The 14,212-nt window shown below is 72.3% G+C and carries 14 protein-coding genes; 3 read left to right on the top strand and 11 right to left on the bottom strand.

Annotation, left to right across the window (positions count from 1 at the left end; translation table 11 throughout):
* The first annotated feature begins 84 nt into the window (after window positions 1-84).
* The gene (locus AB0K28_RS31250; protein WP_364377128.1) at window positions 85-276 is read left to right on the top strand and encodes a zinc ribbon domain-containing protein; all 192 of its coding nucleotides are present in this window, start codon (window positions 85-87) and stop codon (window positions 274-276) included.
* Between the two features lie 53 nt (window positions 277-329).
* Here AB0K28_RS31250 and AB0K28_RS31245 read toward each other — a convergent pair whose 3' ends face one another.
* The 3 genes from AB0K28_RS31245 to AB0K28_RS31235 form a co-directional block, all read right to left on the bottom strand.
* On the bottom strand, window positions 330-1,343 hold the full coding sequence (locus AB0K28_RS31245; RefSeq protein WP_345403034.1) for a hypothetical protein: 1,014 nt from the start codon (window positions 1,341-1,343) through the stop codon (window positions 330-332).
* Window positions 1,333-1,968, bottom strand: a complete 636-nt coding sequence (locus AB0K28_RS31240; protein ID WP_364377126.1) for a copper resistance protein CopC — start codon at window positions 1,966-1,968, stop codon at window positions 1,333-1,335. Before AB0K28_RS31240 ends, AB0K28_RS31245 begins: the two co-directional genes overlap by 11 nt.
* A gap of 90 nt (window positions 1,969-2,058) precedes the next feature.
* Window positions 2,059-2,610 (bottom strand): hypothetical protein, encoded by a 552-nt coding sequence (locus AB0K28_RS31235; protein WP_364377124.1) that lies wholly within the window; start codon window positions 2,608-2,610, stop codon window positions 2,059-2,061.
* Window positions 2,611-2,900: 290 nt separating this feature from the next.
* On the opposite strand from AB0K28_RS31235, the gene AB0K28_RS31230 reads away from it, so the two are divergent.
* Entirely contained in the window at window positions 2,901-3,215 is a 315-nt protein-coding gene (locus AB0K28_RS31230) for a hypothetical protein (protein ID WP_364377122.1), read from the top strand.
* On the opposite strand, the gene AB0K28_RS31225 is transcribed toward AB0K28_RS31230, so the two are convergent.
* From AB0K28_RS31225 to AB0K28_RS31200, 6 genes are all read right to left on the bottom strand, one after another.
* Window positions 3,205-4,242, bottom strand: a complete 1,038-nt coding sequence (locus AB0K28_RS31225; RefSeq protein ID WP_364377120.1) for an acyl-CoA desaturase — start codon at window positions 4,240-4,242, stop codon at window positions 3,205-3,207. The genes AB0K28_RS31230 and AB0K28_RS31225 overlap by 11 nt on opposite strands.
* A gap of 213 nt (window positions 4,243-4,455) precedes the next feature.
* Window positions 4,456-5,589: an FAD-dependent monooxygenase gene (locus AB0K28_RS31220; RefSeq protein WP_364377118.1), complete on the bottom strand. Its 1,134-nt coding sequence runs from the start codon at window positions 5,587-5,589 to the stop codon at window positions 4,456-4,458.
* A gap of 27 nt (window positions 5,590-5,616) precedes the next feature.
* Window positions 5,617-7,224, bottom strand: coding sequence for an MFS transporter (locus tag AB0K28_RS31215; RefSeq protein WP_364377116.1), 1,608 nt, complete (start codon window positions 7,222-7,224; stop codon window positions 5,617-5,619).
* 97 nt (window positions 7,225-7,321) lie between these two features.
* Window positions 7,322-8,722 (bottom strand): FAD-binding oxidoreductase, encoded by a 1,401-nt coding sequence (locus tag AB0K28_RS31210; protein WP_364377114.1) that lies wholly within the window; start codon window positions 8,720-8,722, stop codon window positions 7,322-7,324.
* Window positions 8,723-8,788: 66 nt separating this feature from the next.
* On the bottom strand, window positions 8,789-9,076 hold the full coding sequence (locus AB0K28_RS31205) for a hypothetical protein (RefSeq protein ID WP_364377112.1): 288 nt from the start codon (window positions 9,074-9,076) through the stop codon (window positions 8,789-8,791).
* A gap of 68 nt (window positions 9,077-9,144) precedes the next feature.
* Window positions 9,145-10,041, bottom strand: coding sequence for a hypothetical protein (locus AB0K28_RS31200; RefSeq protein WP_364377110.1), 897 nt, complete (start codon window positions 10,039-10,041; stop codon window positions 9,145-9,147).
* Between the two features lie 243 nt (window positions 10,042-10,284).
* Between AB0K28_RS31200 and AB0K28_RS31195 the strand changes: the two genes are divergently transcribed.
* Complete coding sequence (locus AB0K28_RS31195) at window positions 10,285-11,994, top strand: exo-alpha-sialidase (RefSeq protein WP_364377108.1); 1,710 nt, start codon at window positions 10,285-10,287, stop codon at window positions 11,992-11,994.
* A 67-nt stretch (window positions 11,995-12,061) separates the two neighbouring features.
* Here AB0K28_RS31195 and AB0K28_RS31190 read toward each other — a convergent pair whose 3' ends face one another.
* A complete protein-coding gene (locus AB0K28_RS31190; RefSeq protein WP_364377106.1) occupies window positions 12,062-13,168 on the bottom strand; it encodes a PRC and DUF2382 domain-containing protein in 1,107 nt (368 codons plus the stop codon).
* Window positions 13,169-13,288: 120 nt separating this feature from the next.
* Window positions 13,289-14,203 carry a hypothetical protein gene (locus AB0K28_RS31185; RefSeq protein ID WP_364377104.1) on the bottom strand — a complete coding sequence of 305 codons (915 nt, stop codon included), beginning with the start codon at window positions 14,201-14,203 and terminating at the stop codon, window positions 13,289-13,291.
* Window positions 14,204-14,212: the final 9 nt, after the last annotated feature.

Genomic DNA, 14,212 nt, shown 5'->3' with positions numbered 1-14,212 from the left:
CCGAATGTGGCGTGGAGCCCCGGGCGTTCACGCTCGGGAGGGCGCCGTACTCCTTGCGCAGGAGCCGGGCAGAAACGCCTTTGAGTGATCGCCGTGGATGCGGCCCATACCTCACAGCAGTGCTCGCACTGCGGGCATGTGGACAAGCGCAACCGGCCTGACCAGGCCACCTTCTCGTGTACGTCGTGCGGTTTCGCTGAGCACGCCGACGTCAACGCAGCCCGGAACATCGCCTCACGCGGTGCGACGGGCTGGGCAGTGAGTCACGCTGCCTGACGCGGACCGGACCGTCGAAGCCATCGACGGCGAGGAGCTGCAAGCTCGGTCGTTCACGACCGAGAAGCTGACAAGAGCGTGGTGGCGGTCTGCCAGAGGCCGGGCAGGGCGGCCAGCACCCGGTCGGCGCGTCGGCGGCGGTCGGCCGGCGTCGCCACGCCGAGGTCGGCGAGCAGTTCGCCGAACCCGTCCTCGAAGCCCCGCTCCCCCGCCAGCGCCCGCTTGTCCAGGCACCGCGCGTACGTCGCCACCAGCCAGAACACCGCCTCCCTGTGCAGGCCGGCGGCGATCAGCTCGCGGGTGCCGTCGATGGCGGCGGGGCGGGCGACCGGGCTGAGGTCGGTGTCGAACCGGTAGGCGGGCACCCGCAGCGGCGCGGTGGCGTCGAACACCTTCTCCAGCATCGCGAGGTGCCCCTCGACCTGGGCGCGGCTCAGGTGGGCGCAGCCGAGCAGGTCGAGCAGGCTCTCGTGGTATTCGAGCCGCCCGTGCTCGGCGAGCAGGTCGCGGACGGCGGCGTAGCGGCGGCGTACGGTCGGGTTGCGCAGCCCGGCCACGAGCAGCACGTGAGTGGTGACGCCGGTGCCGAACAACCACGAGGTGACCTGGGCGGGCAGCGAGGCGGACTCGTCGATGCCGTTGATCCAGCCGCGTACGCGGTCCATGGCGCCGGTGCAGCGGGCGAGGACCCAGGGGCGCTCGGCGAAGTCGCGGGCCACGACGCGGTGGATCTCGCTCAGCCGTCCGGTCGGGTCGGCGAGCAGGCCGGGCAGATGGAGGCTGCCGGCCAGGTGGTAGTCGCTGAGCACGTCGTGGACGGAGCGGGGCGCCACCATGGAGGAGACCTCCAGCAGCACCCCTTCGTAGTGGAACTTCCCGATGTGCCCTATGTGAGCGGCGGGGTCGGCGACGACCATGACGTCCACGTCGGAGGACACGGCCAGCTCGTCGCCGGGGTCGGCCCACAGGACCGACCCGGTCAGGAACGCCCCGCCGAACCCCGGCAGCTTCGCGCCCTCCTCGAGCACCCACTGCCGGGCGACCTGCCTCGCCTGCTCAATCCGCATCCAGCTCCTCCCGGTCGGGGCCGCGGCGCGAAGTCTTCAACCAGACGAGCACGCCCAGCACGACGAGCACCGCCAGCACGCCCCAGATCCAGGCGGGCACACCCGCCGGCGCCTCGTCGGTGGTCGTGGCGCCTGCCGGTGTGTCCGCACCGGGGTTCCCCGGCTCGGACGGTCCGGCCGTGGCTCCGGTCGCCGGTGCCGCGGCCGTCTCGCCGGTCACCGTGGGCGAGGCGGACGGAGATGTAGATCCTTTCACGTTGAACGGGATTTCGCCCTCAATGGGATGTCCGTCGGAGGACACGACCCGCCACCCGATCGTGTACGAGCCGGGCGCCAGGGGCTGCGTGACGCCGGCGGTGACGAGCGGGCCGTCGAGCTCGGGCTCGCCGAGCTGGAGCTGCTTGCCGGACGCGTCGTGCAGCACCACGAACGGGAACTTGACGCTCGCGGTGAACTCGAGCTCGATCTCCTCCAGCGCCGTGACCTCGGCGTCCTTCGCGGGCGAGCTGCGCTTGAGCGCATCGTGGGCCAGCGCGGGCGATGCCATGAGGCCCGTTATGAAGGCGGCGGCGAACAGGGTGGCGAGGAGAGAGCGCAGCCCAGCGAAATGGGGCGAGAATGCCATGTCAGGTCTCCAGAATGATCTTCCGGACGACCGCGCCCGTGGCGCCGGACGTCCGGACACAGGCCAAGGGTGAAAAGGCGCCGTGGGGCGTCAGTGACGCCCGCCGGCGGGCGGTCCTCGCCTGCTGATCGTGCGGGAGACGAGACGGCCCAGAAGGGGCGCGGTCTCGGGAGTGGCCGGGCGCCAGGCGGGCGGCCGGGCATCGGGTACGGCGACCGCGGTGACGAGCAGCCGGACGGCCGGGAACGGGGTGCCGTACAGGCGGAGAATCAGCCACAGCGCGCTCTCGCCGCGGTGCAGCCACCAGGCGCTGAGCACCGCGACCGTGAGATGGACCAGCAGCATGCCGGCGGCCGGATGACCGTGGACGTGCCCGGCCGCCTCACCGGGCGCCAGGCGGTCGAAGAGCTGGTGGAGCAGCATCTGGGTGCCGACGGTCGCCGCGAGCACCGCGCCGGGGCCGCGCTCCCGCCCGTCGGCGAGGTACGCCAGCGCGAGCGTCGCCAGCACCGCGGCCAGATAGACAGGGAACGGCACCGCCCCTCCCCCGGCCAGCGCATGCCCGCCCACCGACACGGCACCGCAGACCGTCGCGAACACGACGGCCCGCGCCAGCCGCAGCACCACACCGGCCCTCGGCACACCGGCCCTCGACACACCGGCCCTCGACACACCGGCCCTTGGCACAGCGGCCGGCCGCGCACCCATCGCCGGCGCGCCGTCGGCCGGGCCTAGGGTCCGGGCCGCTGGGCGGACCGGCTGCAGGACCGGGTGCGGGACCGGGTGCGGGACCGGCTGCAGGACCGGGTGCGGGACCGGGTGCGAGGCCGGGGATGGGGCCTGGGATGTCGCGGGGGACACAGGCGACATCCTTCCACACACTTCTCGCGGTCCCGAGGTTCGGAGCGCGCGGGTGAGGGCAGCGGATCCGGATGGACACCCCCACGGATGTCGCCACGAGCGTCGCCACGGGCGCCGGCCAGGACCTCGAACGCGTGGTCCGGCAGGAGCTGACGGAGGCGGGTTTCAGCGTCGAGCCGTCGCTGCTGACCGCCGACGGCGGGCTCGGGGTCTGGCACGACCCCGCCCGCGGGGTGGTGGTGACCTGGGGCCGCTCGGCGGAGCAGCTGGTCAGGTACTCCACCATCAGGGACGCGGTGCAGCTCGCGCTGCGCACGGTGCTGGTGGAGGCCGGTCACCAGGTCACGGAGGATTTCGACGGCCTGGAGCTGATCGTCACGTCCTGACCCGGCGCAGCGGCCGGCCGACCTCGTGCAGGTGCCGCAGCGCCTGCCCCCACGACTCCAGCAGCCCGCACTCGACGTAGTCGATGCCGAGCGAGGCGCAGTGGTCGCGGACGATGGGCCGTGCCCTGCGCAGGTTCGCGGTGGGCATGCTGGGGAACAGGTGGTGCTCGATCTGGTAGTTCAGCCCGCCGAGCGCGGTGGTGACGAGATGCCCGCCGCGGACGTTGCGGGAGGTCAGCACCTGCTTGCGGAGGAAGTCCAGCTCGTCCTCAGCGGTGAGCACGGGCATGCCCTTGTGGTTGGGGGCGAAGGTGCAGCCGAGGTAGACGCCGTAGCAGGCCTGGTGCACGGCGAAGAACAGCAGCGCCTTGGGCAGCGGCAGCACCAGCAGCAGCGCCCCCAGGTACGCCAGCACGTGCCCGCCGAGCAGCGCCCCTTCGATCGCGCGGTTCTTGAGCGTGGGCCTGCGCAGCGCGCGGAAGCTCGACACCTTGAGGTTGACGCCTTCTAGGGTGAGCAGCGGGAAGAACAGCCACGCCTGGTAGCGCCCGATGAACCGGGGCAGCCCCTTGCTGGCCGCGGCCTGCCGCTCCGACCACAGGAGGAAGTCGGGTGAGACGTCGGGGTCGTGGTCCTCGTGGTTGGGGTTGGCGTGGTGGCGGGTGTGCTTGTCCATCCACCAGCCGTAGCTGAGCCCGACGGCCAGGTTGCCGACGATCAGCCCGGCGTTCCTGCTGGTGCGCCGGGACCGGAAGATCTGCCCGTGCGCCAGGTCGTGGGCCAGCAGCGTGACCTGCCCGAAGGCCGCCGCGAGCAGCACGGCGACGGCGAGCTGCCACCACGAGTCGCCGAGCGCGGCGAACAGCGCCCACGTGCCCGCGAACAGCGCGGCCACCAGGGTGATCCTGGCCGCGTAGTAGCCGGGCCGCCGCTCGAGCAGCCCAGCCTGGGCGATACGCCGCGACAGCCGCGCGTAGTCGCTGCCCCGCTGCCCAGAGCCGGGGCGGGAGGTCTCCGTCACAGTCACATGCGTCTCCGGGATGCCGAGGGGAAAATGTGATCTCTTCCCAGCATTCCGGTCGATAGGCGTCCTGCGAACCCCGGCTGTCACCCGATTTCACGGTAGGGCCAGCACTACCGTATGTGCGCCCCCGCCGCCTGGGTATCGGGCTGCCACCGCACTCAGCGCGGCACTGGACGACCTCACCAGGTGGGGAACGGCGGGCGGCGGGGGCGCGGCTCAGACGAGCTGCGGCGCGTCGGGCACGGCACAGGCCTCTCCGTGGATGTGCAGGTCGGGGCGGAAGGCCGCGAGGTAGGACGCCCGGTCGCGGAAGGTCGCGGCCAGCGCGTCGCCGTAGTCGATGAGCTGCCGGTGGGCGTGCCTGCGCGGCTCGTAGCGGGCGTACAGCAGCCGGTCGAGCAGCTCGGCGTCGCCGCCGGCGGCGCAGATGACGTCGGCGAGTATCTCGGCGTCGCGCAGCGTGTAGCTCATGCCCATGCCGGTCATCGGGTGGCAGGCGAACGCGGCCGAGCCGAGCAGCGCGGCGTTGCCCCGGTGGTACGCCTCCACGCGCAGCGACGACACCTTGATGCGCTGCCAGGTCGCCGCCTGGAGGTGGTTGAAGGTGTCGGAGCTGTCGGTAACGAACTTCTTCAGCTCGTCGAGCAGCGCGGGGATGCCGTCCTGGAAGATCTCCTTGTCGTCCTCGGGGGGCAGGCCGACGAAGACGCGGGCCTCGTCCCTGCTGATCGGGTAGAAGTAGGTGAACCAGCCGTCGGAGCTGAAGTACAGCCGGTTGAGCTGCGCGACGCTGGCGCTGAGCGGCACGGTCGCCACCCGCATGAGCACCCGCTCGTACGGCATCGTGCACTGCTCGATGGCGAGCGCCTGCCGGACGGCGGATTTGGTGCCGTCGGCGCCGATGACCACGCCCGCGTGTAACCGCCGCCCGTCGTGGAGGGTCAGCTCGGCCGGGCGGCCCTCGCCGGTGGCGAGGTCGTCGATGCCGGCGTCGAACCAGAACTCCACGCCCGCCATCGCGCACGAGGTGTAGATGAGCTCGACCAGCTCGCGGTAGGGGCGGATGAGGAAGCCGCCGTCGGGGAAGCGGATCTCCTGGATGGGGTCGCCATCGTGGTAGTAGCGGATGGTGTCGCGCCGCAGGCCGTTACGGCCGACGAGGTCGGCCAGGCCGTGCCGGGCGAGCACCCGCAGTCCCGGGGGCTTGAGGAAGTCGGCGCCCGCGCTCGGGACCGAGGGTCCCTGCTCGATGACGACGACGCGCTGCCCGCGGCGGCCCAGCAGCAAGGCCAGGAAGCAGCCGCCGAGCCCGGCGCCGACGATCGCTACGTCGCACGATGTGGTAGCCATGACGAGAGCCCTTCTGAATGGGTGGAACTAGTTCGTATGTCCGCGGGTCCCGGCGAGCGGCCCCGGTTCGGCCGCACGCGGCCGCGGGACATGATCCGTGTGCGGGGCGGCAGAGGGGTGCGCGGACGGAGTTGCGGAGGGAGCACGGGTCTCGACCGGCAGCAGCGCGTCGGCCTCCGCCGCCACGGTGGCGAGGGTCATGCGCAGTTCGAGCAGCATCCGGCGGGGCACCTTCACCATCACGTCGCCAGGGTCGGGCCGCTGCCTGGTGATCTTGGTTAGCGCCAGCGCGCCGATCAGCACCGAGATCCCCACGCACAGGGCGAGCGCGCCGGCCAGGCCCGCGAAGGGCCCGGTCATGAACGGGTGGTCGATCACGACCGACACGACGGCGACGCCGACGGCCCCGCCCACCATGCGCGCCATGGTGGCCGCGCCGACCGCGGAGGCGTACTGGTGGGGGCGGGCGGCCAGGGTGGTGGCGACGGAGGTGCCCGGCGCGAGCGCGCCGACGCCCATGCCGACCACGACGCTGGCGATCAGGCCCCACACGGTGGGCCCGGCCTGCGTCAGCACGAGCACGCAGGCGCCGCCGCAGAGCAGCGACCCGGCGTAGATGAGGCCGTACGCGCCGACCCGCTTGACCAGCTTTCCGGCCAGGAAGCTCGTCACGACCACGGCCACCGACGTCGGAGTCAGCCACATGGCCACCTCCAGCATCGGGTAGCCGAGGTGCAGCAGGTAGAGCGGCTGCACGGTGAGCAGCCCGTACGACAGGGCGCCGAAGCCCCAGGTGGCCAGCCAGCCCCAGACGAACCTGGGCCGCCGCCACAGCGCCAGGTCGATGGCGGGCAGCCGGTGGTGCCTGGCCTGGGCGAGCGCGCCGCCGATGAGGGCGAGGGCGGCCAGCCCCAGCCACAGCACGTCCGTCCCCCAGGCCATGGCCTTGGAGATGGCGAGCACGATCACCGCGATGCCGGCGGCCAGCAGCCACGCGCCGAGGACGTCCGGCACGCCCTTGGCGTTGCCGCGCTTGCCGGCCGGCAGCCCGATGCAGGCGATCAGCAGGAGCACGCCGATCACCACGTTGGGGAGGAACAGGGCGCGCCAGCCGACGGCCACGGCCAGCCAGCCGCCGCCGGCCTGCATGAGCAGGCAGCCGAGCCCTGAAGCCGAGCTCCACAGCGCGATCGCGCCCCTGCGCTGCGACTCGGGCAGCTCGCCGAGCAGCAGCCCGAGGCTGGCCGGGATCATCGCCGCGGCGCCCGCGCCCTGGACGGCCCGTGCGGCCAGCACGTACGACCAGGGTTCCACGGCGACGGTGGCGATGCCGCCCAGCACGAACACCACGAGCCCGACCGCCAGCACGCGCCGCCGGCCGAACAGGTCGGCCCAGCGGCCGGCGGTGGCCAGCAGCGCCGCGATCGGGATGAACGCCGCGCTGGTCAGCCAGACCAAATCACCGAGCGGCATGCCGGCGCCTGCGGGCGTGTACTTCAGTACTCCCACCGCCAGGGTGGTGGCCGTGGTGTCGGCCATCACCGTCAACATGACACCGGCACCGACGAGGCGCAGCATCACGCCGTGACGCCGGCTCGTGGTGGTGGGCCTGACGGCCGCTGGTGACGAACGCACGTGGGTCCTCCTTGGATTGCGTCGAGCCGTTCTCCCGCCCCGGGGCGCTCCGGCCGCGCGCCGGGGCGGCGCGATCTGCGAGGTCTGCCGGCGAGTGTCAGGCGCCGTACCGGCCGGGCGACAGCAGGCCGTCCGGGTCGAGCGCCGTCTTGAGCCGGTGCAGCATGCCGAGGCCGGCGGTGCTGGTCTCGGACCAGACGTCGGCGGCGGCGTGGTCGATGTCGGAGCGGTAGATGGCGCAGCCGTTGCCGCGCAGCACGCAGTTGCCGTCGTTGCGGAGCTGGTGCGCGCGGTGTGCCGCGCCGGGGGCGCCGCGGTCGAAGAAGATCTGCATGACGCCGTTGCCGATGTGCGGGCTGACCAGGTTCCACTCGATCATGAGAGCGGTGGTGTGCGCGTCCACGGCGCTCTGCAGGGCGCCGACGAGGTGCTCGGTCCTGCGTGCCTGCAGCGGCATGAGCGGCAGCAGCGCGAGGAAGCCCATCGGGCCGTCATCGATCTGGTCGCAGGACGTCACGCCGAGCGCGTTGTGCACGCCGAGGCAGGTGGGGATGCCCAGCGACATGAGCGCCCTGGCGTAGAGCGGGTCGTGCGGGCCGACTTCCGCGGCGTCCACCACGCGCAGCGCCTCGGCGCCCTCGACCTCGATGAGCGACTTACGCAGCAGTTCCTCGGCCAGCTCCACGGTGGCGTCGCCGCCCATGAGCGGCCCGAGCACGGTGAACAGGCTCGGGTCGACGCCGCCGGGGAGCGTCCAGTCGCCGTGGGACGGGACGAGCGCCAGCTCGCGGACGCGCATCAGGCCGTCGGCGGGGTTGCCGCGGCGCAGGAAGCCGGCGATCGCCTCGAGCGCCACCCCGGCCTGGTGGGCCGGCATGCGGCCGTGCACGAGCGCGATGGTCTCGGGGCGCGGCACCAGCGAGACAGCCATCGCCGTGACGATGCCGAGGTTGTGCTGGACGAACGCCTGCGTCAGGTCGGGCCCCGCGACCCTGCCGTGGTAGCGGCCGGCGGGGTCGAGCCCGCCGGTGGTGACCACGCTGCCGTCGGCGAGCACGGCCTCGATCCCGGCCACGTCGTGGACGCGGGAGCGGATGCAGCCGTCGCCGCGGTCGAGCGCGTTGCCGATCACGGAGGTGTCGGCGCACGAGGCGGTGACGTTCAGCATCCACGGGGTGCCGCGCAGCACCTCGGCGAGCTGGCGCTGGGTGACGCCGGGCTCGATGACGGCGTAGCCGGCCTCGAGGTCGAGACCGCGGATGCGGTTCATCGCGCCGAGGTCGACGACCAGGTTGTCGTCGGTGACGGGCATGGCCGAGCCCATGCCCCAGTTCCTGCCGGTGCTGATCGGGTAGAGACGGCGGCGGTCCGCCGTCGCCTGCCTGACGAGGGTGCGTACCTCGTCCAGGGTGCGTGGCGTCTCGACGCCCGCCACGGTGCGCGGCTGGTGGCCCCCGACGTCACGCGACCGCAGCTCCGGGCGCGAAAGGTCCTGCATGACTCTCCTCAAGTGGTGCGGTTTCGCTCTTCCGGCTCCCTGCGTCGGGGGCCGCTGGGGCACGACTCAGACGGTGTGCTGAAGCAGGTCGTCGATGGAGCCGATGGCCTGGTTGGACATCTCCCTGATGCCGAGCAGCCGCTGCTCGACGAACTCGTCCGCCTCGGGTGGCGGGGGCGCGTCGAACGGGGTGCTGAAGCGGCCGGGTGCGTAGTCGGCGGGGAAGTCCGCGGTGAAGTCGATCGTGCCGTGCGGCGCGGCTTGCGCGGGCATGTCCAGCCCGTAGGGGTGGCGCCTGGCCCGGTCGGTACGGTCATGCCTGGATCGGGCGGGCAGGTGCGGGGGGGTTCGCATGACGGGAGCTCTCCTACCGGATTCGGGTGGGTTTTCCGGGCGACCACTCGCCGTTGAGCGGTTCGGGATCAGCGGGCGCCCTCCTCGAGGTCGGCGTGTGCGACCCCTGGAGTGACGGCGGCGGGGATCACCCGCGGCACGCCGTGGTTGATGACGCTCGCTGCGATGCGGCGCTCGGCCAGGCCCATGTGCGGCCGGCCCGCGCCCGCGGGGATCGGCCGTGCGGTGGCCGTCCCCCTGATCATGGAGCTGGCGTGCACCCAGCGGCGCGACTCCGCCAGCACGTCGCGCCGCGCACGGGCCGGGTCCCCGTGCCGCGCGTGGTGTTCGCAGACGGCCCGCGCCAGCACCCGCGCCATGACGAGGTGCTCTTCGCAGGCCGCCGCGACCTTCGCCTCCAGGCCGGCGACCTGGGCGAGGAGCAGCTGCAGGTGCGGCAGACCCGAGCTGCGCTCGAAGCCGTCCAGCTCCGCCAGCCGCTCCGGCCAGCGCAGCCGCCGCTCGATGGCGGCGCACACCTCCTCCACCAGCCGCGTGGCCGGCGCGCCGCCGGGGTCGCGGCCGTCGAGCTGCACGGCCCGCTGGGCGGTGTGCTCGAAGTCGGCGAGCCTGCGCAGCCCGCTCTGCAGCAGGCGTACGCGATTGTGCAGGCACGCGGCGCTCCAGCCCAGAACCAGCAGCCGGTCGGCGTCGGCCTCGCAATGCCAGCCGACCAGCGCCACTTCGCGGGCCATCCGGTGATACAGCACCCACGACTCCTGCTCGGCGACCGGCACCGGGGTGTCGATCCACACCTGCAGTCCGCCGGGGGGTAGTTCGGCGACGCCGACGTCCACGCCGGCGGGCGCGACCCTGGCGCAGATTCGTTCGACGACCCGCTGTTGCGCGGCCGTCTCCGGCGCCATGGGCGCCGGGCTGGGCAGCACGCGCTCGGGGGCTACTCTCGCCCTCGGCTCGATGCTCATTGAGGGCCACCTCCTGACCCGACCTACGTAAATTGACACTTAATAGTGCCGTCCCGATCGTCGTCAGGAGCCGGTTCTCTGTCAACTGTCACTTTACGCATCTGGTATGTCTGGCCACGCCCGAAGGTGGGTAGCGCCGTGAACCGCCGACTTCCCGCAGGTGAATGCCGGGTTACGCGCTGTCGATGATCTAAAGTTCGCTGTGGTGCCGACGGTCGTGGAGGAGAGCCGGGGAGCGAGCGCGTGCGGGTGCCAAGATCCATGGTCGTGGGCCTGTCGGTGGGCATGTCGGCGGCCCTCGTACCGGCCGGGTGGCCCGTCAAGGCGGACGGCGGCCCCGGTTACTGCGTGCTACCGGAACACTCCCTCCAGTCCGGGGCTTACCTCATCGATACTGCTTCCTCACTGGGCTGGATCCATCCGCATCCCGCACCCCTCGCGCCGGAGCCCACGAACACCGAGCGGCTCGACTTCGCCGGGTTCCCCAACGTGTCGGCGCTCGACGTCACGGGGCCGCGCGGCCGGCCCGCCCGCAAGGTCATCACCACGTTCACCACGAACGTGGACCGGGTGGTCGTCCTCACCAGCTCGGCGGCCGTCTCGGACGACGACGGGCGCACGTTCGGCCCGGCCGGCCCCACGCCGCTGCGCGAGTCGCCGGTCGAGCTGCTCGACGGCCGGTTCTTCGCCACCGAGTACTATCCGCACCGCACCGGGCCGCACACCGCGCGGCTCGGCGTGCTCACCTCGTCGGCCCTCTCCGACGGCGAGAGCTGGCTGCGCTCGGAGTCGACGCTGATCACGCCGGGCGACCTGCTGCCCGGTGGGGCCGCGCACGGCACGCCGCTGCAGCTCGCCGACGGCACGATCCTCATCACCGTGTACGCCCGCTACGCCCCGGTGGACGCCTACCAGGCCGAGGTGTACGCCAGCGGCGACGGCGGCCGCACCTTCGTCAGGCGCGGGGTCATCGCCGAGCCGGGCGGCGGCTTCCAGTTCACCGAGGCCGCGATCGCGCAGGCCGTGGACGGGAGCCTGGTGGCGGTGCTGCGGCGCGACGGCGGGCCGTACGCGACGCTGTGGCAGAGCCGCTCGCCCGACGGCGGCCACACCTGGACGCCCGCCCGCGAGCTGCGCTTCGCCGGGCTCGACTGCGTGGTGCGCGGCGTGGCGCCGCGGCTGCTGCTGATGCCCGGCGGCGCGCTCGTGCTCAGCGCGGGGCGGCCGGACAACTGGCTCGCGGTCTCGCCCGACGGGCTCGGCGAGACGTGGCGGGAGCCGCGCGTGACGTACCACAACCGCGACGGCATCTGGCCCGCGCACGGCTCGTCCGGCTACACCGGGCTCGCCGCCGTGGGGCCGCACCGGCTGATCCAGGTGTTCGACAACTGCAAGCTGCCCGGGGTGCGGCCCAGCGGGCTGCTCGACGAGACCGCCTGCCCGGCGCACGGGCGGTTCGAGCACGGCGGCTGGTACGCGATCAAGCGGCTGCTCTTCGACGTCGCCGTCCCCGGCAGCCGGATCGACCTGGCCGACCTGCGGCGGCGGGGCGAGCTCCGGGTGTCCACCACCATGCGGTGGACGAGCCCGTACCGGCCGCGCACCGGTCCGGGCGGGGCCTTCGACGGCAGCACCGGCCACTGGTCGAGCGCGGTCGCCGCCGGGCCCGGCCGGTACGTCCTGCGCTTCTCCCGGCCCCGGACCATCAGCCGCGTAGGGCTCAGCCTCCGGCCTGGACATCCCGCCTCGGCCCGTGTGTACGTCTCACAGGACGGCCGGACGTGGGGCCCGCCGGTGGTCACCGTCAAGGATCGGACCGATTACGCGCTCCGGTACGCGACGGTCGGGCGGACCGCCCGATACGTCAAGGTGGTCCTGCCGGCCGCGTCCGGATGTGACGCGGAGATCGGATACGAATGCAGCATGCTGAATGAGATCGAACTCTATTCCTGAGCCTTTTCGCGGCTTTTTCAAGACGTTTTTGGATACGCCGGGCGGCAGCCGCCCGGCGCATTCCCTTTCACCGCCGCGGCGGGAACCCGTCGCCGCGGCCGTAGCCCCCGTCGTCCCTGGCCGGGCCCTCCTCGTCGATCTCCAGGCGCTCTCTGCGGATCTGCCCCTCGACGATCTCCTCGCCCTGGACGTCCTGCTTGTGCACGTGAATGCGCTCGACCGGGACGGTCTCCTTGCCGATCACCGGGCGCTCCTCGTGCAGGATCATCTCGCGATCCTCCGCGCCTATCTCGTACGATCCCGACAATCCGGCGTCGCGAATGTCCTCGCGCTCTATGACGACTTCCTCGTGCGAGAGCGGGACCGATTCCTGGACGTTTTCCGTTTCCACGTACTTGTGCAGGCGTACGCGGCCTGACTCTCTGCTCTCCTTGCCGATGTGGAGCTGCTCCTCCGAGCACGTCATGTCGATGTCGCGGTCCTCGGCGAAGCCGCCGGTCTCGCCGGCGAAGCCTCTGGGCTCATCGGTGAAGCCTCTGGGCTGGTCGTCTGTCATGCCCATGGTTCTGCCGCCGGGCATCAGGCCGGGTTCGTCGGGCGTGCCGGGCGTGTCGCCGATGAGGCGGTCGGACTCGTCGAGGCCGCCGGACCTGTCCATGTCGGACATGTCGGACATGTCGGACCCCGCGCCCAGCCCCGCGCCCGTCCCTGTGCCGGCTCCTGTGCCGGCTCCTGTGCCGGTTCCTGTGCCGGGCCGGTCCATGAGGCCGGGGCTGCCGGCGGCCAGGCCCTCGCGGTTCTCCGCGGCGAAGCCCTGCCGCTCGCCGCTGTCGTCGAAGTCGGCCGGCCGCTGGCGCGGGACGTCCGTCGGCTGCATGCCGTAGTAGCGGTAGAGGTCGGTCTCCTCGTCGAGGGACAGGCGGCCGTCCACGTCGATGTTCGGCGCCCCCTTGATCATCTCCTTGTCGAAGGGAACCCGGATCTCCTCGCCCGAGCGGCGGGCGCCCTGGAGCGGCACGAAGGTCTGCTTCATGCCGAAGAATCCCGTGCGTACGGTCACCCACTCGGGCTCGCCGGTGCGGTCGTTGAGGTAGACCTGGCCGACCTTCCCGATCGACTGTCCGTCCGACCCCACGACATGGCAGTCGAGCAGGTTGCGGATCTCTGTGTTCATAGCCACGACGATCCCCCTGATGTTTTCGTCCTGGTTCAAGAGGGACAAATACCCCAGATCACCGCAAAGCCGTACAGGGGTTGGGCACGTTTCGGCCTATTTCACGGAACGGCTCTCGGGTCATTCCCCGCCTTCCCCCAGCTTCGCGCCCCTGCCCCGCCTCGACCCCGCGTACGCGGCGCCGCGCAGCACCTGGAGGCGGCTCGCCGGACGCAGGTACGGGACGCTGTTGACGAGCGGGTCGAACGTCAGGTCGCCGTCCGGCAGCGCGGTGTGGATCCGCAGCCTGCCCAGGTATTGCACCCCCGCCCACAGGTGGAACACCAGGTCCCGGCGCTCCAGCACGCCCGGCAGCTCCGCCGGATCGACCGGCACCCGCCGTCCGCCCTCCGGCCTGGCCACGATCCGGCACCGCCGCTGCCCGCAGTAGTAGGAGGCCAGCGTGGAGTAGGGGCCCGAAGTGAAGCCACGCCTCGGCACCGGGACGAACCCGTACCCGGTGGACAGCAGCAGGTCCACGCCGTTGGGCAGGCGTACGGCGAGACCCAGCACGTCGGGCAGCCGGCCCGGCAGCGACACCCCCTTGGACAGGCGCACCGGCACCTCGTGCTCGCCATGCTCCCCGAGCAACTCCGACTCCACGGTGAGCGTCGCCCGCAGCAGCAGCCCACGCGGATGCAGCGCCCTTCCACGCCGCACCGCCGCCACCCACCGCGCCACCCACCGCGTCACCTGCCGCGCCACCGCCGCGGCCACAACCCCGAGCCCCCGCGCAACCCGATCCACCCCGCCACTCGACCCCTTACGCGCCGCGCCACCCGGCCCTTTGCGCGCTGCGCCGCCTGCGCCCTCATGCGGCGAGCCGCCCGCGGTCCACCCCTCCGTCGCGCCGTTCGTGGCGCTCGTGGCGTCACCCGTCGCAGCGCCCGCCCCCTTGCTCGTGGCGTCACCCGTCGCAGCGCCCGTCCCCTTGCTCGCGGCGTTGCCCGTTGTGCTGTCCGTCCCCCTGTCCGTCCCCCTGTCCGTCCTGCTCATCGCTCATCG

It is taken from the genome of Nonomuraea sp. NPDC049504 (assembly GCF_040676845.1).
Classification (GTDB): domain Bacteria; phylum Actinomycetota; class Actinomycetes; order Streptosporangiales; family Streptosporangiaceae; genus Nonomuraea; species Nonomuraea salmonea.
The sequence above is the reverse complement of the archived record's forward strand: the minus strand, read 5'-3'. Positions and strand labels throughout refer to the sequence as shown.

Bases quoted from the DNA above. Each gene is read 5' to 3' on its own strand.
- AB0K28_RS31230 (WP_364377122.1), top strand. From the start codon at position 2,901: ATGGACACCCCCACGGATGTCGCCACGAGCGTCGCCACGGGCGCCGGC.
- AB0K28_RS31205 (WP_364377112.1), bottom strand. From the start codon at position 9,076: ATGCGAACCCCCCCGCACCTGCCCGCCCGATCCAGGCATGACCGTACC.
- AB0K28_RS31245 (WP_345403034.1), bottom strand. From the start codon at position 1,343: ATGCGGATTGAGCAGGCGAGGCAGGTCGCCCGGCAGTGGGTGCTCGAG.
- AB0K28_RS31190 (WP_364377106.1), bottom strand. From the start codon at position 13,168: ATGAACACAGAGATCCGCAACCTGCTCGACTGCCATGTCGTGGGGTCG.
- AB0K28_RS31210 (WP_364377114.1), bottom strand. From the start codon at position 8,722: ATGCAGGACCTTTCGCGCCCGGAGCTGCGGTCGCGTGACGTCGGGGGC.
- AB0K28_RS31185 (WP_364377104.1), bottom strand. From the start codon at position 14,203: ATGAGCAGGACGGACAGGGGGACGGACAGGGGGACGGACAGCACAACG.
- AB0K28_RS31240 (WP_364377126.1), bottom strand. From the start codon at position 1,968: ATGGCATTCTCGCCCCATTTCGCTGGGCTGCGCTCTCTCCTCGCCACC.
- AB0K28_RS31220 (WP_364377118.1), bottom strand. From the start codon at position 5,589: ATGGCTACCACATCGTGCGACGTAGCGATCGTCGGCGCCGGGCTCGGC.
- AB0K28_RS31200 (WP_364377110.1), bottom strand. From the start codon at position 10,041: ATGAGCATCGAGCCGAGGGCGAGAGTAGCCCCCGAGCGCGTGCTGCCC.